This window comes from Mogibacterium kristiansenii, from assembly GCF_009695905.1.
Lineage (GTDB): Bacteria > Bacillota > Clostridia > Peptostreptococcales > Anaerovoracaceae > Mogibacterium_A > Mogibacterium_A kristiansenii.
The window spans coordinates 101,271-125,511 of the sequence record NZ_VUNA01000003.1; the positions used below are offsets into that span (position 1 = coordinate 101,271).

Below are 24,241 nucleotides of genomic sequence, written 5' to 3' on the forward strand. Positions count from 1 at the left end.
TTTGGAAGAGTGCTTCGCTGTTCTGCCCGGAATCGGATTCGAGTACCGCAAATCCCTATCCCCGACTCAGGCAGGTCTCCTGACTTCGATTATCGCTCCTCCGCTCTTCCCGGACTTTTCCAGTGATGCTGCGGATTCACTCCCTAACACAGTGACGGCTTCGCTCCGGATTCTCACCGGATTCCCTTTTCACCGGCCCCGGTTTCCCATTTGTATCGGAAACGGCCGGCACCTGAATCGCGTAAAACCTTTTTAAGTTATCTTTAAATTTATCACATACCAAAAAGGTTGTCAATTGGTTCATCCGCCTCTATGGCGTCAGCTCCTCTCCCTTCGCCGGGTGGTCGCCTTGACTTCTTTCTCTCGTTATATTATATTGATGAAAGTTAATTATGAATCTTTTAAGGAATTACTTTGGAGGGATAATATGAAAAAGATGAAAAAGTTTTTACCGATTCTTCTCATCGCGCTGATTGCAATGTTCTCACTGAGCGCTTGCGGCAGCAAGTCCGAGAAGTCGAAAGAAGCGTCCGAGAAAGCAAGCACCGAGGCGACCGTCGATAAGGATGCCGGAACCGTATCCATCGACTGCGTGGTAAACGGTGCGGTAAAGAGCCCGAAGCACTGGTTCATCGTAAACAAGGACGGATCCATGGCAAAGAAGTCCATCCTGAACACCGCCGTAACCACCGATGATTTCTACAAGGCACTGACCGAAGTTGCCGGCGAGAAAGTTTGGAACGACACGGATACCGAGTTCGGCGAAGATCAGTCCATCGAGGACCTGCTGAAGGAAGGCACCGGCCACTCTGATTTCGCGAAGTTCAAGGTGACCGTTTCCTGGGGCGGCAAGGACTACGACCTGAAGGATGTCATCACCGATCCTACCTACAAGGGCAAGGCATATGACGGAAGCTACGAAATAGGATTCTCCGGAAACCTGGAAAACCAGCGCAGCGCAAAGACCGGGTGCATCACCTGCTTCGGCGGATGCTACATGGGAATCACTTCCGGATTCGACACCCCGATGATGATCGAATACAAGCCGGCAAACCTTCCGGACGACGGCGAAACCGTAAAGGTTACCTATACCCTGGTAAAATAAGGGTTCACGAAGGGAAAGAATCCTGCACAGCCGCAGGATTAAAAATCAGGATTACAAATGCAGATAAAAATCGGGAGCTGTCCGCGGGCAACTCCCGATTTTTTGATTTACCGGCTTTGCTATTGCAGCCGGGCGGGGAGCGGGCCTGCTGGGGCCTCCGGCAAGTTGGGCGTGGTGCTCCGCTCCCCGCGAACCCTTGTTCCTTCGTCGCGGGGCACCACGTCTCTAGGGTCGGATGGGCCTCCGGCAAGTTGGGCGTGGTGCTTTACTCCTCGCTAACCCTTGTTCCTTCGTCGCGGGGCACCACGTCTCTAGGGGCGGATGGGGCGCCGGCAAGTTGGGCGTGGTGCTCCGCTCCCCGCAAACCCTTGTTCCTTCGTCGCGGGGCACCACGTCTCTAGGGTCGGATGGGGCGCCGGCAAGTTGGGCGTGGTGCTCCGCTCCCCGCGAACCCTTGTTCCTTCGTCGCGGGGCACCACGTCTCTAGGGTCGGATGGGCCTCCGGCAAGTTGGGCGTGGTGCTTTACTCCTCGCTAACCCTTGTTCCTTCGTCGCGGGGCACCACGTCTCTAGGGTCGGATGGGCCTCCGGCAAGTTGGGCGTGGTGCTTTACTCCCCGCTAACCCTTGTTCCTTCGTCGTGGGGCACCACGTCTCTAGGGCCGGATGGGGCGCCGGCAAGTTGGGCGTGGTGCTCCGCTCCCCGCTAACCCTTGTTCCTTCGTCGCGGGGCACCACGTCTCTAGGGTCGGATGGGCTGACCGCCCGGCGCTTCCTAAAAAGTGATGCAGGAACCTCTTTTCGGAGCGTTCCTGCATCACTTTTCCACCACTTCCCGGCAAGCGGCCCGAATTAGAGGTGCGCCGAACCCGCAGCAAAGCCTGCACCCAAGTACACGAGCGAATTGAATCGGGGCGCACCGCATCCGGGCCGCGTTCAGATGAAAAGAGATGCACGAAGGGGCGTGGGCCTTCGTGCATCTCTTCTTCTCATCATAATTCCAAAGGAGAAAGAATTGACGACGAATGCTTCCTCTGCCCCTTTTCGTCGTCAATTCTAATCCTCTCTGAAATAACCGATTACTTCTTTTTCCGATAAGTAAAACTGAGTACTGCGCTAAGAAGCGTTTGCACAACCAAAATAAAAATAAGGGCACGAACAATCCCGGTGATTTCCTGTTGGTTTGCCGCAATAGAATTCCGGTACATCCAAATTATCGGAAGTTCGGAAAGCAAACTTATGCAAAGTAGGTGATATGTATTCCCATAGGTTTTTCAATCATATTTTTTTATTGCCTGAATGTATCGCATTTGCACCAATATCGAAATTCCAACAAGTGCACACCCGATAATAATCTCAATATATCTTCTCATCGCTCCGCCCTCCGCTTTATACACAGAACACCACTTTCTTTCATTCATTTTCATAATTGTACCATCTAGAAATTAAAATAACATTGCTATACAAAAAAAGTTTCTTAAGATTTCTTAAGAAAAGAATCTTGGGTACTCCCGCCCCGGGGTTCGCGCTCGGAAACCGAGTTCATTGGCTTTGCGGGCAAGCGGGCGCGAACCGGATCGGCCGCCGGGCCGGCTTTTCTGCTTTTTTCGGCCCGGGGTTCGCGCTCGAAAACCGAATTCATTGGCTTTGCGGGCAAGCGAGCGCGAACCGGATCGGCCGCCGGGCCGGCTTTTCTGCTTTTTTCGCCCCGGGGTTCGCGCTCGGAAACCGAGTTCATTGGCTTTGCGGGCAGGCAGGCGCGAACCGGATCGGCCGCCGGGCCGGCTTTTCTGCTTTTTTCGCCCCGAGGTTCGCGCTCGGAAACCGAGTTCATTGGCTTTGCGGGCAAGCGGGCGCGAACCGGATCGGCCGCCGGGCCGGCTTTTCTGCTTTTTTCGCCCCGGGGTTCGCGCTCGAAAACCGAGTTCATTGGCTTTGCGGGCAGGCGGGCGCGGACCTGATCGGCCGCCGGGCCGGCTTTTCTGCTTTTTTCGCCCCGGGGTTCGCGCTCGAAAACCGAGTTCATTGGCTTTGCGGGCAAGCGGGCGCGAACCGGATCGGCCTCCGGGCCGGCTTTTCTGCTTTTTTCGCCCCGGGGTTCGCGCTCGGAAACCGAATTCATTGGCTTTGCGGGCAGGCAGGCGCGAACCGGATCGGCCGCCGGGCCGGCTTTTCTGCTTTTTTCGCCCCGGGGTTCGCGCTCAGAAACCGAATTCATTGGCTTTGCGGGCAGGCAGGCGCGAACCGGATCGGCCGCCGGGCCGGCTTTTCTGCTTTTTTCGCCCCGGGGTTCGCGCTCGGAAACCGAATTCATTGGCTTTGCGGGCAGGCGGGCGCGAACCTGATCGGCCGCCGGGCCGGCTTTTCTGCTTTTTTCGCCCCGGGGTTCGCGCTCGGAAACCGAATTCATTGGCTTTGCGGGCAAGCGGGCGCGAACCGGATCGGCCGCCGGGCCGGCTTTTCTGCTTTTTTCGCCCCGGGGTTCGCGCTCGAAAACCGAGTTCATTGGCTTTGCGGGCAGGCGGGCGCGAACCTGGCCCGCCGACCCGCCGCATTCTTCCTTCAATAAAAAACCCTGCACGGTCAGCATCAAGTGATTGCTGACCGTGCAGGGTTTTAGCTTTTCTATTCGTAGATCCGCTTAATGGTCTCGAACTTAATCATATTGGTATTTCCGGTGATACCGCTGAGCTTTCCGCCCATCATGATTACGTTGTCCCCCACTTCCAGGTTCAGAATCCGGGTGGCTTCCTTCATGGCATGGAAGAACAGCACGTCCATGGATTCGTATTCCTCACAGAGCACCGGAATGACGCCCCAGGAAAGGGCCAGCTTCCGGTATACCTTCGGGCGAATGGTGGTTCCGATAATCGGCACCGCATTTCGGAAACGGCTTACCATCCGCGCGGTAAGTCCGCTGACGGAGCTGACAATCACGCACTTCGCTTCCACATCGATGGCCATCTGGCAGGCGGAGTGGGAAATGGCGTCCAGAATATTCTTCGTGGTGAAATCTGTTTTGCGGAACCGATTCCGGTAATCGATTTTTTCTTCCGTATATTCCGCCACTTCCGCCATGGTGCGAACCGCGTCCACCGGATATTTTCCGGCGGCACTTTCTCCCGACAGCATCACCGCCGAAGCTCCCTCGTACACCGCGTTGGCCACATCGGAAATCTCCGCCCGGGTCGGACGAATGTTGTGAATCATGGATTCCAGCATTTCCGTTGCCACGATAACTCTTTTTCCCAGCATCCGGCACTTGGAGACGATTTGCTTCTGAATCGCCGGAACTTCCACAAAGGGAATCTCCACACCCAGATCCCCCCGGGCCACCATGATGCCGTCCACCACTTCCGAAATCGCTTCCACATTGTCCACGCCGGATTGGTTCTCGATTTTCGCGATGATATCGATGTCCTGACCGCCGTTCTCATCCAAGAAATTCCGCATCTCCAGTGCATCTTCTTTGGTGGACATAAAGGACGCCGCCACGTAATCCACGTCCTGCTCGATGCCGAACAGCAAATCCTTCTTATCCTGTTCGCTGAGGAACGCATTGCTCATCAGCCGGCCCGGGAAATTCATGCTCTTCCGGTCGGACAGCTCGCCACCGATATCCACCCGGCACAGCACGTCATTGCCGTTAATTTCTTTTACCGTGCACACCACCAGGCCGTTGTTCACCAGCACCCGATCGCCCTTCCGGAGATCTTTGGCGAATCCCTTGTAACTTACGGAAACTCGAGTCTCATCCCCCTCGATATCCTCCGTGGTGAAGGTGAAATCCTGCCCATCCGCCAGGGTAACCCGATGATCCTTGAACACGCCGATACGGTACTCCGGTCCCTTGGTGTCCAGCATGATTGGAATCGGAAGCTTCAGCTCCTCCCGAACCTTCCGAATCGTCCGGATCCGCTTCAGATGTTCCTCGTGATTTCCGTGGGAGAAGTTCAGCCGAGCCACGTTCAGTCCCGCTTTACACATCTGGGTAAAAACAGCTTCCGACTCGCTGGCCGGTCCGATGGTGCAGATTATTTTCGTTTTTCTCATGGTCATACCCCCTTTAGTTCATCTATTTCTCTCTTTTCAATCTTATTTCTATACCGTAATCACCCGGTCCAGCTCGCCGTAGGCTTCCAGCTGGTTCTTTCCGCCCACCAGCACGATGCCCCCTTCGGCGATGGCTTTTGCCAGGGGTTCCGCATACTTCGCCAGCTTCTCCGGCGTGGAATTCAGCACCCGCCGCCGCTCGGTACAGCGGTCCTCGTAGGTCCGCCCGCTGAGGTACATGCTGTCCGCCCCGTTTCCTTTGAGGCGCGGCGTCAGTACGCGAGAGGACTCGGACACCGCCCCGATGATGAATCCGGTAAGGTCCGGATCGGCGTCGGTGAACTCCTTCAGGAAGGTTCCCACGGTTTCGTATTTTTGCAAGGACTCCGCACCCTTTGGGTCCCGGTAGGAGTAGCAGGCCGTCAGGCCGGACACGCCGGCGGTCAGGCCGGTTCCGTAAGCACCGCCTTGCACCCGGATGATATTCCAGAGGTAGGCGTAGGAAACGATCCGTGCCGCCAGGGAGAGTTCCCCGTTCCACTGCGCGCCGAACTTGGTAATATCTCCGCCCCGGATGGCGAAGGAGATGTCCGCCGGAATTACGATACCCTCTTTCCGGGCGCCCCACGGACGAACCGCCGGCTGCCCTTCCGCTTCCGACGAAGCCCCTTCGAATTCCTCTGACGGCAAGCCGTTCCGGAACTCCGTCACCAGCGTCTGAACGTCGGACTCCGTGCCCCCGGTGATGCTCAGCATCATTTTGTTCGGGTTTACGCAGCGGTGCAGATCCTCGGTCAGGAGGTTTTGGAAGGAGGTCCAGTCCCAATTCTCTTCCTGCCTCTTCATCCACTCGTAATAGGTCAGTCCGTCGGTGCATTCATTTACCACACCGGCGCCGGTGAACATGGCCGTCAGACGGCGCAGTCCCAGGGAATGGCCCGCCATGGCCATCTGCTGCTGCATGTCTCCGCGGTCCTGCTTCAGCAGATTTCGAACCGCCTCTTCGTCCAACAGCTGCGTTTCACTCAGCACTTCCGTTACCAAGGCCACCGCCGCTTCCAAATTCTTCGGCAAAGTGCTGAAAGTAGCGACCAGCTTCGCTTTATAGGATTCTCCGTCGTTGTTCTTCGAGAATGTTGCCGTGCTAAAATCAATGTTTCCGCAGTACAGGCGGCTCCGGTTCAGCAGATCCGTCGCGGTGGACCGTCGGGTGGCGATTTTGCCCAGGATTTCCGTCAGGAATGAAATCCGAGACAGCTCTTCTTCGGTCCGGTCCGTAATGTCGAAAAATGCCGTTACGTACAGAATTCCGCCGGTTGGGATGTCGTGCACCAACACCTTGGTGCCTTCCATGTCCCGCACTTCCGTCGGGATATCCTCCGGCATATCCTGAATATCCGCTAAAGTCAAGTGCGGCAGACATTGCAGATCCTCCTCCGAATCCGTTTCCTCTTGCCATTTCTGCAGTTCTCTTTCCTGACGCTGAAGAGTTTCCTTCTCCGCCGAATCCCAGGATGCTTCCTCATCCCGAAGTCGCCGTTCCTCTGCCTTTCGCCGTTCTTCGCCCGCCCTGCGGGAAGGTTCCATAATAACCTCACAGCGGTGATCGTTATCCAGATAAACCGCCCGAAGGAGTTCCTCGAAATACCCTTGATCGGCTTTCTCCCGAAGCTTCTCGAAAATATCTCCCACCTGCAGGTTGGCTTCCGGCTTTCCGCCGTACAGCCAGCTCTCCAGGATGTTAAAACTGTAGATTAAGCCCGATGGGTAGGATCCGAAATCCCGTTCCCGCATGATGAATTCCGTATTGGCCAGGGCGGAATCCAGCTCCTCCCGGTCTAATCCTTCTTTTACCAGACGATTCAGCTCATCGTGAATCAAGGTGCGGATGAGATCCGTATTCTCCGGTGCATAATTCCGGACTTCGATACGGGCGTAGGGCTGCCGCACCGAATCCATCACGGAGACGATTACGTCCTCGGCCAGGCCCCTGTCCAGAATGCATTTTACCAGCGGGGAGTGGTTGTTGTGGGCGATGACGCTGTGCAGCACGTGCATGGCCACCAGCTTCTCCCGGTCATCGTAATCGCCGATCACGCCGCCCCAGGCAATCCGCATCCGCGGTTCGTTCTCCTCATCCGGCGCAATCTCGTAGGTAACCGTGCGGCTTCCGCCGTCCACCGGCGCCTGTTTCGGCGGGAAGTGAACCGGCTCGGTCCGTCCAAAATCCTTCAGGTATTCGTCCTGGAGAATGCCCAGCACTTCGTCGATATCCAGATTTCCGTCCAGGCAGATGTAGGCGTTGGACGGTGCATAGAATTTCCGATGGGTGTGGATGAAATCCTCGTAGGTCAAATCCGGAATGTGTTTCGGATCGCCACCGGAATTGAATCGGTACGGCGTATCCGGCAGCATCGCCTGACACATGGCATCCTCCAGCAGCTCGTCGGCGTTGGCCATGGCCCCCTTCATTTCGTTGAACACTACGCCCTTGTAAGACGGCGTCCCGGCTTCGTCGAAGGCGTAGTGCCAGCCCTCTTGCCGGAAAATGTTCGGGTTCCGATAGATGGCCGGATGCAGCACTGCATCCATGTACACCCGCATCAGATTGATGAAATCCTTGTTATTCTTGCTGGCCACCGGATACAAGGTTTTGTCCGGAAAAGTCATGGCATTCAGAAATGTGTTCAGGGAATTCTTCACCAGTTCCACAAAGGGCTCCTTCACCGGATACCGGTCCGACCCGCACAGTACCGAATGTTCCAAAATATGAAACACCCCGGTGTCGTTCCACGGCAGCGTCTTGAATGCAATCCCAAAGGTCTTGTTCTCCTCCGCTCGATCCAGCCAAATCAGCTTCAACCCGGTGGTTTCGTGCTCCATCTGAATCAGGGTTCCCTGCAGCTCCTCCAAAGGCACCCGCCGCTGCACCCGAAACCCGTGCAGCACCTCATTTACTTCCAACTCTCTACGCTCCTGCATCGTCATACGCATTCCCTTTCTTCTATATTATAGGTAGTGATCTTCCACTTTTTCTGCCGCATACCGGTCCGTCACCTCCGCAACATCCGGCGCGTCCTCCGCTTCCGCTTCTTCCGCAGATTCCGCCGGTGCCGCCTCTGCAAATGCCTGGCTCAGCGCCGGCTGTTCCTCTTCTCGGGACTTCTTCTTGCCCCGCAGGGAAACGGCGTGTCCCGCCGGAATGTACTCCTTCGGATCCCGTACCTTCTTTCGGTTTCTTATAAAAAGAACCATCGCCGCCACGTAGAACACCGGGGTAAAAACAAGAACGAAGGTCACCACGGTTCGGTCCATATCGGATGTAACTTCATTTCCCGGAAGCACCATCAGCAGCGGGCACAGCCACAAAGCGTGGATGAACCACGGAACAATCATCGCGCCTTCCCGAGACCCCTTCCACAGCAGGCAGCTCATGATCACCATGGTGAAGAACGGGCTCAAAATGGTGTTCCAGCGCACGTCCGCCGGAACCGCACCTCCGCCCAAAGTGGTGAGTGCCGAGAGCAGTCCCACAAAGCCCAGGACAATCCAGAAGCCCGAATGGAGATAGCTCCGGAAGGCATACCGGTCGAAACCCGGCTGCTTCTCACTGCGGCACAGAAAATACCAGCAGAGGAATTCCTCCACTGCTGCCATCAGCACGCCCAGCACCAGGCCGCCGGCCGTGGTACCAATCTTCAGATGGAACGCCCCTTCCACCACGTAATCCCGCAGCGCGCCTTCCAGCACCAGCACCAGCAGTGCCGTGCAAAATCCATATATCAATCCGTGCCGGATTCGCTTGCCCGGCGTCCATTCTTTTTTTGTATTATTCGTCATTTCCCATTCCTCCTGATTTCGAAACTATGCCCCATTATACCCTATCCCCGGATTGAACGCAAAAAACATCCGGCGCCCCTGAACCCGTCAGGAGCGCCGTTTTCTGTTTATCTATATTCCCGTTACGAAAATTTCGATTCCGATGAGAATCAGGATTACACCTCTTATTCGGTCATTCCCAGAAATTCGTATCCCGCATCTTCGACCGCTGCTTTGACCGCATCGGCGGATACATCCTTGGAAAGAGTCAGCACCGCATTGCCGGCATCCTTATCCGGTGCCGCGCTCTCCACGCCATCCAGTGCCTCCAGTGCCTTCTTCACGTGAGCCTCGCAGTGCGCGCACATCATTCCTTTAATCTTTACTTCTGTTGTCATCTCCTTTTCCTCCTCTGTTTCATTAGATTTCAACAACGATTCCATTTCATATTCGATTTCTTCCATCGATGTCGCCTGTTTTCGAAGCGGTCGATCTTTTCCTGCATCCTGCATCCGGAAACGGTTCAGGCGAAGGGCATTCATGCACACCGTAAAACTGGACAGGGACATGGCCGCCGCGCCCCACATTGGGTTCAAGCTAATCCCGGAATACAGCCCCGCTGCCATTGGAATCAGCAGGATGTTGTAGGCAAAGGCCCAGAACAGGTTTTCGTGGATGTTCCGAAGGGTGGCCCGGCTCAGCCGAACGGCCGCCGCCACGTCGGAAAGGCGGGAATTCATCAATACCACTTCCGCAGAGTCCACCGCCACATCCGTTCCGGCGCCGATAGCAATGCCGATATCCGCTCGGGTCAGGGCCGGTGCATCGTTGATTCCGTCCCCTACCATGGCCACGGTTCCGTGCTCCTGAAGCCGGCGAATCACCTGCTCCTTTCCTTCCGGCAGCACCCCGGCGATAACATGCTTCACGCCCGCATCTCGGCCGATGGCTTCCGCCGTGTTCCGGTTGTCGCCGGTGAGCATGACCACTTCCACGCCCATGTTCCGCAGCTGCGCAATGGCTTCCCGGGAATCCTCCCGCACCGTATCCGCCACGGCGATAATTCCCAGAATCTCATCATTCCGGGTAAAATAAATCGGCGTTTTGCCGGAGGCAGCCAACCGGGCGGAGGCCTTCGTGAATTCCTCCGGAACGGAAATCCGGCTTCGGATAAATTTCTCTGAACCTCCCACTATAGTACCGCCATCCACGGAGCCTTGCAAGCCGTTTCCCGGGAGTACTCGGAAATCTTTCACTTCCGTCTCCCCCGCCTTTTCTCCGGCATATTCCACAATGGCTTTTCCCAGAGGATGCTCGCTGCGTTCCTCCAGCGCGGCGGCATATTTCAAAAGCGTTTCTTCCGAAATTTCTTCCGCCGGAAGGAGATCCGTCACCTTAGGCCGACCTTCCGTAATGGTACCGGTCTTGTCCAGGGCGATGATATTGATTTTACCCGCGTTTTCCAGTGACTCCGAAGTCTTGAACAGGATACCGTTCCGGGCGCCCATTCCGTTTCCCACCATGATGGCCACCGGGGTTGCCAGCCCCAGGGCGCAAGGGCAGGAGATTACCAGAACGGTGATGGCGTGTTCCAGTGCCCGGGACACTGCCGCCCCCTGCAGCATCCAAAGAGCGAAGACCAGGACAGCGATGCCGATTACCGCCGGCACGAAAATTCCGGAGACTTTATCCGCAATCCGGGCAATCGGGGCTTTCGTGCCTGCCGCATCGCTTACCAACCGGATAATCTGGGCAAAAGTGGTATCCTCTCCCACCCGAGCTGCCCGGCACCGAAGATAGCCGGATTGGCTGATGGTGGCGGCGGAGGTGGAATCTCCCGGCGCCTTGTCCACCGGTACGGATTCCCCTGTCAGCGGAGATTCGTCCACGGCGGCCGTGCCTTCCAGCACCACCCCGTCCACCGGAATGGCGTCGCCGGATTTTACAATGTAGATGTCTCCGATCTGTACCGAATCCACCGGTACTTCCTGCAGCTCGCCGTTTCGTTCCAGCAATGCGGTCTTTGGCGCCATCTGCAACAGGTTCTTCAGGGCATCGGTGGTGCGGCCTTTGGAAATGGATTCTAGAGTCTTCCCGATGGTGATAAGGGCCAAAATCATGGCCGCGGATTCGAAGTACAGCTGGTTGTGGTACAGCGGCATCAGCGCCATGTTATCCGTGCCGTCGGTGATCATATATGTCATCTTCAGCAGGATGAACAGGGACCATAGAAAGGATACGCCGGAGCCCAGGGCCACCAGAGTGTCCATGTTGGGCGCTCCGTGCCGCAAGGATTTGAAGCCGGAGCGGAAGAAGTCCCGATTGATGGTCATGATGATTAGAGCCAGCAACATCTGCAAAATGCCAAGGCCAATGTGGTTGTGGTTCAGAAATTCCGGCACCGGCCAGTCCAGCATATTGTGGCCCATGGTGATGTACATGAGCACCAAAAGCACGCCGATGGAGAGTTTTAACCGGCGAAGGAGCTTCGGGGTCTCCCGATCCCGGAGGGCATCCTCCTCGGCCTGAAAACGCTCGGTCATCCCCGGACGTCCCTGCCCGGCGGATTCTTTTTTTAGCTCCGCATCGTAGCCCGCATTCTGCACCGCAGAAATTACGGACTCCGGCGCTGCTGCGCCTTCCACCGTCATGGAATGGGTCAGCAACGATACGTTCACGCGGTCCACCCCCGGCACGCCGCTCACGGCTTTTTCCACGTGGGCCTGGCAGGCGGCGCAGGTCATTCCCGTTACGATATATTGTTCCAAAATATAATCCTCCTTATTCTACTTCATCAAGCGCTGAAGCAGCTCGCACAGTTCGTCCACAGTCTCGTCCTTGCCGGAACGGATGTCTTCGGCCACGCAACTTCGGATATGGCATCCCAACAGCACCTTGTTGAAGCTGTTCAATGCACTGGTGGCCGCAGAAGACTGCACCAAAATATCCGGGCAGTAGGCGTCGTTTTCTACCATCTTTTCCAAGCCCCGAATCTGTCCTTCGATTCGACGCAGCCGGGTAAGCAGCGCCTTCTGCTCCTCTTCCGTCCTTTTCTTGTGCCTCGTCCCGCAGCAGCAAGAGCGCTCGCTGGAGTTCTCGCAAGTTTGCTCGCTAGATTTCTCTATCATTTCGTTGTGTTCGTTATCCATGTTGGTTCCTTTCCGGCTGTTGCCGTTTATTGATTGCAAGTCATTCCTCAGCAGGGCCTTCCGCAATGGGGCCTTCCTCAGTGGGGTCTTTGGCTCCGGATACCCCCATGGGGTATCATTACATCCAATATAATATACCCCCATGGGGTATCTGTCAAGGGGATAATTCCATTGTCGGCTGCCGGCTGCTAAAAAAAACAGAAGCTGCCGCACCTTCCGGTGCAGCAGCCTCTTTCGCTCTCAGCAGATTACCTTATCTGCCTGTTTTTACAGTTTTCTCTTCTTCCGGCTTCCGGCCAGCGCTGCGAGGATTGCAGCGGATGCGCCCATCAGACCCAGATACAGGTCTGCGTTGCTGTCATCTCCGGTGAACGGCCCGATATTGTTGTTATCTGCCTTTCCGCCGTGCTTTCCGCTCGGATTCGGTGTGACTGTTTTCTTCTTATACCGGTTATAGAAGTGGATTTCCTTCTTGGTTCCGGTGGACCATTTTACGGACAGTGTTCCGTCCAGGTTATCCGTAACCGTTGCCGTTACCTGATATGCATTTGCATCATAGGATACACGCTTTGCATTGCCCTTTACTTCCTTGACGGTGTAGTTGTAGGTACCCACTTCGTCGAAGGTCAGGCTCTTAAAGGCAATACTTCCGTCGGCATTATTCTTCGCTTCCGCAACATTCTTTCCGTCCTTATCCTTCAGAACAAAGGTGAATTCCTTGTTCTTCAGTTTCCGGCCGGTCAGTGTCTTCCGGATTTTCACCGTATCCGTTACAGAGGATTCCTTGGAAGTGGTGCTGTAGGTGTTGTTAAACGCGAACAGCGGTGCTTCCTTCGGTTCCGTCTCTGCCGTGATATGACCTTTCCCATCATCCTTTACGGTGACTTTTACGGTCTTTGTCCCGGTGTCGTTGGCAACTCCCGGCTGCTCTCCGGATTCTTTTACCTGATAGGTAAATGTCTTCTCCGTCGCGTCGCCCAGGTCGTCCTTTCCGTAAGTGATAGTTCCGAAGTCGATGTTTCCGCCTTCTTCATTCTTCACTTCCGTCTTCTCCGGCATCGGTGCGTTCTCTTCATCGGACGTCACGTTAAAGGTGAACTCATCCGCCTTCAGAGGGCGTCCTTCCAGCACCTTCTGACCGTTCAAGTGAACCGTTGCCTTATCCGACTTATACAGGTTCTCAAAAGCAAGCTTCGATCCCTCTTCCGATTCTGCCCTCAGGGTTCCGTCTCCGTTATCCGTTACCTCTACCCGGAAGGTCGGCGCCTGGGTGTTTGCCTGCAGGGCATTGTTCTCCGATGCGTTTTCGATTACCACATAGTCGATGTAGTATCTTGCACCGTTATCCAGCTCTGCCTTGTCGGCATATCCCTTTGCCACCAGCTTCTCCAGGTCGGAAATGGTGTAGGACAACTTGCCAAAACCAATTTCGGCATCCTTGCCGTTTCCGGTAGTTCCCGTAGTTACCGCTTCTCCATCCGTATGGCCGGTGTAGTACACGCTGAACTTGAACTGGTTATCCTTTACGGACAGCTTGTTTCCGTTCTCGCTCAGCAGAGTCTTAGTTCCGGCCGGTGTGAATTCACCGGATGCTTCGTAAACGTTCTTGAAGGTTGGAGTCTCCTCCTGAACCGCAGTCATGATGCCGTTTACCTTGGCAACATTAACCTTGAATGTCTTTTCCTTGGTGTCGTAGGTCATTCCGGCTTTTCCGCCGTCCTTCTCCGTTACGGTAAAGGTGTACTCTCCCTCTTTGGAGAACTCGGCTCTGCCGAAGGAGAATGTGGACTTCTGACCGTCTCTCATGCCGCTCAGGCTTGCATTGGTGTCATCCAGAACGATATCCTTCTCGTCGATGGCCTTCTGAGTTGCCTCATCGCCGGCCTTCAGCGTGAATTCGAACTTCTCGTCCTTCTGCATGCTGCGTCCCACCAGTTCCTTCGTACCGGTAATAGCCGCATCGCCTTCCATGGATGCCGGTGCATACTCATTGGTAAATACCATTTCATCTGCACTCTTGTCTCCGGCGGTGATACTCTGTTCTGCCTTGAGTTCGCCCTTCACATCTTTTACCTTGTAGATCAGAGTGTATTCATTGGAGTCGTAGTTGTAGCTGGACTCGTTTCCGTTCTCCTCTGCCACCTTGTAGGTGTAGGTTCCGGCTTTATCGAAGGTAATTTTTCCGAAGTCCGCCTTTCCTTCGCCCGTAACAGATGTCGACTTCTTGCCGTCCTTGCTTCCTTCCGGCATCGGCGCATTGTCTTTGCCGGTGAGGGTGAAGCGGAAGGTGCTGTCCTTCGCCGGATTTCCTCCGGCAATCTTCTTTTCCACGCTCGGAGTCGCATCCGTCGGATCCACCGTGTAGGTGTTCTTGAACAGGATTGCTCCGGTTCCGCTCTTCCAGGTTACCTTCAATGTTCCGTCCAGATTATCCGTTACAACTGCACTGACTTTGTATGGAGTCGCGTCGTAAGTGATGTGTCGGTCGTTTCCGGCCACTTCTTCTACTGTGTAGTTGTAAGTTCCCACATTCTTGAAGGTCAGCTTCTTGAAGGTGATGTTTCCATCCTTATCGTTGACAGCATTGTCAAGGGTCTTTCCCTCCTCGTTCTTCAGTACGAAGTGGAATTCGCCCTCTTCCATAGACCGTCCGGCAAGAGCCTTCTTGATCTGAACCTGACCGGTGACAGCGGAATCCATCGGCTTGGTGCTGTAGGTGTTGTTAAACGCGAACAGCGGTGCCGTCTTCGGATCGGTCTCTGCTGTGATGTGGCCCTTTCCGTCATCCTTTACCGTTACCTTTACGGTCTTTGTCTCGGTGTCGTTGGCAACACCCGGCCGGTTTCCGGATTCTTTCACCTTGTAGGTAAATGTCTTCTCCGTCTCGTCGCCCAGGTCATCCTTGCCATAGGTGACGGTTCCAAAGCTAATCCGGCCGTTGGCCTTGTTCTTCACTTCCGTCTGCTCCGGCATCGGCGCATTTTCATCATCGGAAGTCACATGGAATGTGAACTCATCCGCATTCAGCTTACGGCCTTCCAACACTTTCAGACCTTCAAAGCTTACCGCTGCCTTCTCCGACTTGTATTCGTTCTCGAAATCCAGCTTCTTTCCGGTTCCGGATTCCACGGATAACTTTCCGCCGCCATTGTCCTTTACCACTACCCGGAACGGTGTGGACTGGGTATTCTGCTGCAGGGCACTGTTGTCCGCTGCATTCTCGGTTACCACATAGTTGATGCTGTACTCTGCACCGTCATCCTTTGCGGTTTTCGCTGCGTAACCCTTCGCCACCAGCTTCTCCAGATCGGAAACGGTGTAGGACAGGGGGGCGAAATGAATGGCTGCATCCTTGCCGCTTGTGGTGACTCCCGTGGTTACCGGTTTCTGATCTTCATGACCGGCATAGTATACGCTGAACTTGAACTCACCGGCCTTAATCGTCAGCTTGTTCTTCTTTTCGCTCAGAAGTGTCTTCGTTCCTTCCGGCGTGTACTCTCCGGCTGCCTCGTAAGTATTTCGGAATGCCGGTGTCTCTTCCTGAACCGCCGTCATGATGCCGTTTACCTTGGCAACCTTAACCTTGAATGTCTTTTCCTTGGTGTCGTAGGTCATTCCGGCTTTTCCGCCGTCCTTCTCCGTTACGGTAAAGGTGTACTCTCCCTCTTTGGAGAACTCGGCTCTGCCGAAGGAGAAGGTGGCTTTCTCGCCGTCCTTCATGCCGCTCAGGCTTGCGTTAGTGTCATCCAGAACGATATCCTTCTCGTCGATGGCCTTCTGAGTTGCCTCATCGCCTGCCTTCAGCGTGAACTCGAACTTCTCGTCCTTCTGCATGCTGCGTCCCACCAGTTCCTTCGTACCGGTAATAGCCGCATCGCCTTCCATGGACGCCGGTGCATACTCATTGGTAAATACGATGCTGTCTGCACTCTTTCCGCCGGCAGTGATGCTCTGTTCTGCTTTCAGTTCACCGCGTACATCCGCTACCTTGTAGGTCAGGGTGTATTCGGTGGAGTCGTAATTGTAGCTGGCCTCATTGCCAAGTTTCTCGGTTACCTTGTAGGTATAGGTTCCGGCCCGGGTAAAGGTAATCTTTCCGAAGTCCGTTTGTCCTTCCCCTGTAATCGTTTCCGTCTTCTCGCCGTCCACACTGCCCTTTGGCATCGGCGCATTGTCTTTGCCGGTGAGGGTGAAGCGGAAGGTGCTGTCCTTCGCCGGATTTCCTCCGGCAATCTTCTTTTCCACGCTCGGAGTCGCATCCGTCGGATCCACCGTGTAGGTGTTCTTAAACAGGATTGCTCCGGTTCCGCTGGTCCAGGTTACCTTCAATGTTCCGTCCAGATTATCCGTTACAACTGCACTGACTTTGTATGGAGTCGCGTCGTAAGTGATGTGGCTGTCCTTTCCGGCCACTTCTTCTACTGTGTAGTTGTAAGTTCCCACATTCTTGAAGGTCAGCTTCTTGAAGGTGATGTTTCCATCCTTATCGTTGACAGCATTGTCAAGGGTCTTTCCCTCCTCGTTCTTCAGTACGAAGTGGAATTCGCCCTCTTCCATAGACCGTCCGGCAAGAGCCTTCTTGATCTGAACCTGTCCGGTGACAGAGGATTCCTGAGAGGTGGTGCTGTACGTATTGTTAAACGTAAACAGCGGTGCCGTCTTCGGATCGGTCTCTGCTGTGATGTGGCCCTTTCCGTCATCCTTTACCGTTACCTTTACGGTCTTTGTCTCGGTGTCGTTGGCAACACCCGGCCGGTTTCCGGATTCTTTTACCTTGTAGGTAAAGGTCTTCTCCGTCGCATCGCCCAGATCGTCCTTTCCATAGGTGACGGTTCCGAAGCTAATCCGGCCGTTGGCCTTGTTCTTCACTTCCGTCTGCTCCGGCATCGGTGCATTTTCATCATCGGAAGTCACATGGAATGTGAACTCATCCGCATTCAGCTTACGGCCTTCCAGTACTTTCTGTCCCTCGAAGTTTACGGTTGCCTTATCCGACTTGTATATGTTCTCGAAATTCAGTTTCTTTCCGGTTCCGGATTCCACGGTCAGCTTTCCGGTTCCGTTATCCTTCACTACTACCCGGAAGGTCTGAGTCTGCGTATTCTGCTGCAGCGCACTGTTGCCCGTCTCCTTCTCGGTTACCGCGTAGTTAATGCTGTATTCGGCGCCGTTTGCCAGCACCTTCTTGTCCGCATATCCCTTTGCCACCAGCTTCTCCAGGTCGGAGATGGTGTAGGACAGGGTTCCGAAGTGAATCGGTGCATCCTTGCCGCTTCCTGTGGTTCCGGTGGTCACCGGTTCCCGATCCTCATGACCGGAATAGTATACGTTAAACTCAAACTGACCGTCTTTCACCGACAGCTTGTTTCCATTCTCGTTCAGCAGAGTCTTGGTTCCTGCCGGTGTGTATTCTCCGGCGGCTTCATAGACGTTCTTACAGCTTGGCGAATTCATCTGAACCGCTTTCAGGACGCCATCTTCCTTGGAAACCTTCACCTTCAGGACTTTTCCTTCGGTGTCGTATTTCATTCCCGGTTTTCCGCCATCCTTCTCCGTTACGATAAAGGTATATTCTCCTTCCTTGGAGAATTCCGCTCTGCCGAACATGAAGGTCGTAGTGGATCCGTCCGCCAAAGTGCTTACCCTTGCATTGGTGCTTCCCAGCACGATATCCTTCTCGTCGATAGCCTTCCGAGTGGCCGCATCGCCGGCCTTCAGCGTGAAGTTGAATTCTTCGTCCTTCAGCATATTCCGGCCAACCAGCGTCTTGCGTCCGGTGATGGCGGTATCAGCGTCCATCACTGCCGGGGTAAAGGTATTCGTTACGGTTGCGGACAATGTACTGTCTGCGTCAACCACTTCCAAATGGCCCTTATTGTCTGCCACCTTTACGGTAAGCGTGCGTTCCCGGTTATCGTAATTCCAACCGCCTGCAGTTGTGGTTGTCGTTTCCTTTACTTTGAACTTATATGTTCCGGCCTTGGTGATTTCCACCGGCTGGAAGGATTTTGTTTCCGCACCGTCTGCCGGAATACTGTCGGAAGTCTTCACTTCCGTATTCGCCGGCATCTTCACCGCATCCCCGTAATTTTCCGCTGCAGTCAGTTTGAAGGTGAACGGTTCTGTGGATTTCTTTCCGATTACAACCTTTGTAACCTTCAGTGCGGCATCGCCTTTCAGTTCTAGCTTCTCCGGCTTGTATGTATTGGTGATTACCGTATTTCCATCCGCATCCGTACTCTCTGCGGAAGTGTAGAACGGTACCGTATCTTCTTTTATCGTGTATTTATATTCTTTATCGTTTGCATCGAACTTATCCAGATTGTCGAACGTCCATTTCCAGTCGTCCGCTTCGGTGACCGTCTTGGTCTTGATTTCCTCGCCGTTTCGGAGAAGGTGAATCGTAATAGATTCCGGGCGCATCCGGCTCCGGTCGTTGGAATCTGACCAAACCTTCTCTACCTGAACGCGGGTCACCGGCTTATGATATTCGTTATTGAATTCTGCCGAGCTGCCGCTTTTACCGCCGTTCAGATATTCTGCTTTCGCGCTCAGCTTGCTCTTATTTCGGTCATACGAAACGGTCACGTTTACCGTATGCGATGCAGAATCGTTGGTTACGTTGGCCACGCTTCCGCTCTCGGTAATCGTGTATCTAAAGGTTTTCGAGTTCGATCCCTTCAAATCCGCACGGGTAAAATGAATTTCGCCAAAGGTGAAGTATTCCACCGCGCCGTCTTCCGATTGAATGCGGGCGGTTGTCTTTTCCGGCATCGGTGCGTCGTCCGTATCCGCCTGAATGGCAAAATTCCAGGAATCTCCCTTCTTGAAATTCCGCCCCTTCAGATTCTTAATACCATCAATTTCCACCGTACCGCGGTCCGTTTCCGGCTTATCTACGACCTGTCCGGTCTTCACGTAGTACACAACACCGTCCACGTTAACATAGGAGCTTTCCGCCTTGGATACGTACCACAGGACGTCGATTTCTCCTTTCGCATACAGCGTTGCATATTTGGCTCCCAGTGCCTTCTCAATGGATGCCTGAATAACATCTCTGGAAGGTTCCTGAAGGATGTTGTCGTATACGGTCTTGAAATACTTGTGCAGTGCTTCCGTATTGGCTTCTGTACCGAAAGAATCGTACAGATTCACGTTACCGCCGGTAATTACCTTTTCTGCACCGGGCACGTTTGCGACTTTGGTCAGCACCTTTCCGTCCACAGAAGTGTAATCACTTCCGCTGTTTCCGTACACATAATCCGGCGCAGTAGTACCTACCGGGAAGTAGTGCTTTGGACTGTACTGCGTTGTACCATCCTCCTTCTGCGTACTGCTGTCATACCGAATAAAAAAATGTGCATCATAACCATCGTCCGCAGATGACGAAAATGGTGCAAAACAAAACACAGCAAATAAAACCAGCAACCATAAGGTCGCCCTCCTAAGAATTTTGTTCCCCATTGTTACACCTCAAAGAAAAAATACGTAAAAAAATAAACATAAAGAAAAAATACATTGAAAAAAACAATACTACCGAGAGTAACTATTCTTTTTCTCCACAGTATAGTTTATTCTTTACCATTTGTGTTGTAAATAGTTCTTCTAGTTTAATTCTTGTATTATTTTGTACAGTATAATAAGTGTAATTCCAAGGAAAAAAAGCATCCACCCATAGAAACTGCATGCTTCTTCGGGTGAATGCTTTATCGCTATTGTTGATATTTTCTTCTTTATAGGCCGTAACGGGCTGCGTGAAATCCCTTGAACACCGGATCTCCGGTATACTCCAGCACTTCCGCTTCCCCGGTAAGCGCCTGCCATGCGCCTCTCGCCAGCGCCGCCAACTCGTATTCTCCCGGGAGAACCCACACCGGCGCAATCCATTCCACGTACGGACGGATTTGATCGATCACATAGGTTGAATGCGCCACGCCACCGGTGATAATAATCGCTTCCACTTTTCCTTGCAAGGCGGCTGCACAGGATCCGATGGCCTTTCCGAATTGGTACGCCATGGCATCGGTGCACAGCTTTGCATACTCATCTCCGTGCCGGATACGACACACAATTTCACGCATATCGTCCGTTCCAAGGTGACTGTACAGACCTCCTTTTCGAGTAAGCAGTTCCTCCATCTGTTTGTAGGTGTACTTTCCGCTATACGCCATCTTGATGATTTTCACCGTTGGAAAAGAACCCACTCTGGTCGGCGTCATCGGACCGTCTCCCGCCAGATTATCGTTGCTGTCAATCATCTTTCCTTTTCGATGGGCGGTAAAAGAAACCCCGCCACCGATATGAGCGACCACAAAATTGTGATCTTCGTATCGAATGCCTTTCTCCAGACAGTATCGATGTGCCGCCTCTTTCTGATTCAGACAGTGCACATGGCTGTCCCGATACATTCCTTTAATTCCGCTGATGCGAGCCAAATCCTGAAACTCATCCACATCCGGTGGATTGAATACCAGTGCTCTCCCGCCGTATCTGGATTCCAGGTAACGGGCAATCTGACAGGCCAGCATCGCCGGGTGGGAGACACCGGTTCGTGCGGTCTGACAGTCGTAGATCAGCTGATCATTTACCGAATACACGCCGGAAACACAGGATGCCATCCCGCCACCCCGGGCCACAAAGGAGTCCACATCATCCAAATTCACCTGATTCACCCGGCAGGCATTTTCTACCAGCTTTGCCCGGTACATCAATTGAGACTGGACGCAGTCGAACTGCTCCAGTTCTTCCTTGGTATGATAGATGTTCTCTATAAATACCTTCTGATCGTTCCGGTATACCCCGATTTTTGTAGAGGTGGATCCCGGGTTGATCGTTACAATCGTAAAGATCTTTTTGCCGTCTACGATTTGCATATCTCGGTCTCCTTTGCGTTTCATTCGGTGTCCTTCTGCTCAAGCGATTGCCTGCAGCCATCGGCCGCAGGCAATCCAAGCAGGTAGTTATTATGCAGGCTAGGCTTGCGCTTTCGCCTCTTTGATGGAGTCAATCAGCAGCGGAACAACCTTGAACAGGTCGCCAACGATGCCGTAATCTGCCACTTCGAAAATCGGTGCATTGTCTGCCTTGTTGATAGCGATGATGCATTCCGAATCCTGCATTCCGGCTTTGTGCTGAATCGCACCGGAAATTCCCAGTGCTACGTATACCTTCGGATGTACGGTCTTTCCGGTCTGACCAACCTGATGATCCGCACCGATCCAGCCGGCATCTACCACCGCACGGGATGCGCCAACGACGCCGCCCAGCAGGTCTGCCAGTTCTTCTGCCAGCTTAATTCCGCCGTCTACATCCTTCGCGATACCACGGCCAACGGATACGATGAAGTCCGCGCCAATCAGGTCTACCATCTTCTTAGCAGCCTTCACGATATCTACTACTTCGGTCTCGATATCCGATGCTTCCAGCTTGAATTCCGGATAAACGAGTTCAACCGCATTTGCTTTTGCTTCGTCGAACGGTCTCTTCTTCATAACGCCCGGACGAACCGTTGCCATTGCCGGACGGAATCTCGGGCACACGATGGTTGCCATCAAATGTCCGCCGAATGCCGGACGGGTCATCTTCATATTGGTATTTACATCGAAGAGCTTGCTTTCGAATTTGGTGTTCTCCACATCCAGAGAAGAACCGGTCTTCAGGAAGTCGATGTATCCGCCCAAATCTACATCCAGGTGGGTGCAGTCTGCGCACAGACCGGTGTGAAGTCTTGCGGCACATCTCGGTGCCAGGTCTCTTCCGATGTTGGAAGCGCCGAACAGCATGATTTCCGGCTTGTATTCTTCTACCATGTCACAGATGACTTTGGTGTATCCATCTGTAGTGTAGTTCTTCAGAAGCGGGCTGTCGCATACGATGACCTGATCGGCACCGTAACCGCCCAATTCCTTTGCAATTCCTTCTACGTTTTCTCCCAGGAGGATACCGCACAGGTTTACTCCCAGTTCGTCTGCCAACTTCCGGCCTTCGGAAATCAGCTCAAAAGTTGTCGGCATCATTACGCCCTGACGCTGCTCACAGAAAACCCATACATTCTTGAAAGCAGCAATATCTGCACTATCGTAAGCCATAAATATTTCTCCTTTCTTAGATGATGTGCTTGCCGGTGAGGATACCTGCCAGCTCGTCTGTTGTTTCTTTTCCGCAGCCGTCCAAAATCATTCCGGCGCCCTTCCTCGGTGGAGTGAAGGACTTGAAGATGTTGGTCGGGGATCCCTTCAGACCGATGGTGGTTTTGTCGATCAGCGGGTGATCCTTCAACGCTTCGTAATCCATTACCTTAACCGGCATGTCGAAGCACTTTTCGGTTCCTGCTACGGACATGTATCTCGGCTCGTTCAGCTCCTTGATGCAGGTAATCATGCATGGTGTGTGTGTTTTTACTACCATGTAGCCGTCTTCCAGCATTCTCTGAACGGTCAGTGTATTTCCGTCTTTCTCAATCTTTCCGGCATATGTAATCTGCGGGAGATGGAGTTTTTCCGCAATCTGCGGTCCAACCTGTGCCGTATCTCCATCGATTGCCTGACGTCCGGCGATGATGATGTCTTCGTCGCCCAGTCCGTAGGTGTCGATTGCCGCTGCAATGATCTGAGATGTAGCATACGTATCGGAGCCGCCGAATTCTCTTGCGGAAATCAGCACGGTTTCGTCCACGCCCATTGCCATCAGCTCTCTCAGCATGCCTTCTGCCGGAGGCGGTCCCATGGTGAATGCAACTACCTCACAGCCATATTCGTCTTTCAGCGCCAGAGCCGCTTCCACCGCATTCAGGTCATCCGGGTTGATGATTGTCTGCATGGATGCACGGTTCAGCGTACCGTCATCGTTCACTGCTACCTTGCCGGAGGTATCAGGAACCTGCTTTACAGTTACCAAAATTTTCATATTTCCGTTACCTCCTTACTTTCTGAGCAGGCTGTTGGCGATAACCACCTGCTGGATTTCACTGGTTCCTTCGAAGATGCTCAGGATACGAGCGTCACGGTACATTCTTTCCACTCTGTACTCTTCGATGTATCCGTATCCGCCGTGAATCTGAACGGCTTCGTATGCGCATCTGTTTGCCATCTCTGCGGCAAAGAACTTCGCTTCGGAGCACGCCTTGCTGGCATCCGGATGGTTGGCATCCTTCAGAACCGCTGCGTGATAGGTCAGCTGACGAGCTGCTTCCAGTTCGGTCTGCATCTTAGCAATCTTGAAGCTAATAGCCTGGAAATCTGCCAGTCTGTGTCCGAACTGCTTTCTCTCCATGGAATACTTCACGGCTTCGTCCAGGCAGCCCTGTGCCAGACCGATTGCCATTGCGGCTACGCCCAGACGTCCGCCGTCCAGAGTCTTCATCGCATACTGGAATCCCTTGTTCAGAGGTCCTACCAGGTTTTCCTTCGGAACGCGAACATCTTCGAATACAACGTCGCAAGTCGGATAACCCTTGATCCCCATCTTCTTCTCCGGAGCGCCCAGGGAAACGCCGTCGGCGTGCATGTCCACGATGAACATGGAGATTCCTCTGGAACCCTTCAGGCTAAGATCGGTCTTTGCGAAAATAATAATCCAGTCTGCCATCGGTGCGCCGGAGATAAAGCACTTACGGCCGTTGATGATATAATCGTCACCATCCGGAATTGCGGTGGTGGTGGTACCACCGGCATCGGAGCCGGCACCCGGCTCGGTCAATCCGAATACCATGATTTTCTCACCGCTTGCAACCAGCGGCAGGTATTTTTCCTTCTGCTCTTTGCTTCCTGCCAGCATCAGCGGGCCGCCGCCCAGAGAGTTGGATGTGTTTGCATAGATTGCCAGTACCAGGTCCTGACGAGCAAATTCTTCGTCCATCAGTACATAGGACAGGCTATCACCGCCGGCTCCGCCGTATTCTGCCGGAATCTTTGTTCCCATGAAGCCGTAACGAGCCATTTTTTTATGCATCTCCCAGTTGAATTCCCCGGTGAGATCCAGTTCGTCCTGCAGTTCTTTGGTGAATTCCGTCTCTGCAAACTGACGGAACAGCTTCTGCTGCAGGGCATGCTTTTTGTCAAGAATCATGTTTTCCTCCTTGATTTTTGCTTTGAAAATGCCGGGAGAGTAAGTCCCCC

The 24,241-nt window shown here is 53.7% G+C and carries 12 protein-coding genes and 1 riboswitch; of the genes, 1 reads left to right on the plus strand and 11 read right to left on the minus strand.

Translation table 11 applies throughout. The annotated features are described in order from the left end of the window. Positions 1-52: 52 nt before the first annotated feature. A riboswitch (cobalamin riboswitch) is annotated at positions 53-251 on the minus strand. A 176-nt stretch (positions 252-427) separates the two neighbouring features. Beyond that, positions 428-1,105, plus strand: coding sequence for a YdjY domain-containing protein (locus FYJ65_RS02425; protein WP_154553762.1), 678 nt, complete (start codon positions 428-430; stop codon positions 1,103-1,105). Positions 1,106-2,581: 1,476 nt separating this feature from the next. Here FYJ65_RS02425 and FYJ65_RS02430 read toward each other — a convergent pair. From FYJ65_RS02430 to FYJ65_RS02480, 11 genes are all read right to left on the minus strand, one after another. After that, positions 2,582-3,694, minus strand: a complete 1,113-nt coding sequence (locus FYJ65_RS02430) for a hypothetical protein (RefSeq protein WP_154553763.1) — start codon at positions 3,692-3,694, stop codon at positions 2,582-2,584. A gap of 35 nt (positions 3,695-3,729) precedes the next feature. Then, complete coding sequence (gene pyk, locus FYJ65_RS02435) at positions 3,730-5,157, minus strand: pyruvate kinase (protein WP_154553764.1); 1,428 nt, start codon at positions 5,155-5,157, stop codon at positions 3,730-3,732. Between the two features lie 48 nt (positions 5,158-5,205). Next, a complete protein-coding gene (locus FYJ65_RS02440) occupies positions 5,206-8,145 on the minus strand; it encodes an insulinase family protein (protein ID WP_206157281.1) in 2,940 nt (979 codons plus the stop codon). 21 nt (positions 8,146-8,166) lie between these two features. After that, positions 8,167-8,997, minus strand: a complete 831-nt coding sequence (locus FYJ65_RS02445) for a hypothetical protein (RefSeq protein WP_154553766.1) — start codon at positions 8,995-8,997, stop codon at positions 8,167-8,169. A gap of 164 nt (positions 8,998-9,161) precedes the next feature. Continuing rightward, entirely contained in the window at positions 9,162-11,744 is a 2,583-nt protein-coding gene (locus FYJ65_RS02450) for a heavy metal translocating P-type ATPase (RefSeq protein ID WP_154553767.1), read from the minus strand. A gap of 18 nt (positions 11,745-11,762) precedes the next feature. After that, on the minus strand, positions 11,763-12,104 hold the full coding sequence (locus tag FYJ65_RS02455; RefSeq protein WP_154553768.1) for a metal-sensing transcriptional repressor: 342 nt from the start codon (positions 12,102-12,104) through the stop codon (positions 11,763-11,765). Between the two features lie 288 nt (positions 12,105-12,392). Further along, positions 12,393-19,553 (minus strand): Spy0128 family protein, encoded by a 7,161-nt coding sequence (locus tag FYJ65_RS02460; RefSeq protein WP_206157282.1) that lies wholly within the window; start codon positions 19,551-19,553, stop codon positions 12,393-12,395. A gap of 305 nt (positions 19,554-19,858) precedes the next feature. Next, positions 19,859-20,998 carry a butyrate kinase gene (gene buk / locus FYJ65_RS02465; RefSeq protein WP_154553770.1) on the minus strand — a complete coding sequence of 380 codons (1,140 nt, stop codon included), beginning with the start codon at positions 20,996-20,998 and terminating at the stop codon, positions 19,859-19,861. Positions 20,999-21,097: 99 nt separating this feature from the next. After that, positions 21,098-22,213: an acryloyl-CoA reductase electron transfer subunit beta gene (acrA, locus tag FYJ65_RS02470; RefSeq protein ID WP_154553771.1), complete on the minus strand. Its 1,116-nt coding sequence runs from the start codon at positions 22,211-22,213 to the stop codon at positions 21,098-21,100. A 16-nt stretch (positions 22,214-22,229) separates the two neighbouring features. Beyond that, positions 22,230-23,030, minus strand: a complete 801-nt coding sequence (gene acrB / locus FYJ65_RS02475) for an acryloyl-CoA reductase electron transfer subunit gamma (RefSeq protein WP_154553772.1) — start codon at positions 23,028-23,030, stop codon at positions 22,230-22,232. Between the two features lie 15 nt (positions 23,031-23,045). After that, positions 23,046-24,191 (minus strand): acyl-CoA dehydrogenase family protein, encoded by a 1,146-nt coding sequence (locus FYJ65_RS02480; RefSeq protein ID WP_154553773.1) that lies wholly within the window; start codon positions 24,189-24,191, stop codon positions 23,046-23,048. Positions 24,192-24,241 lie beyond the last annotated feature (50 nt).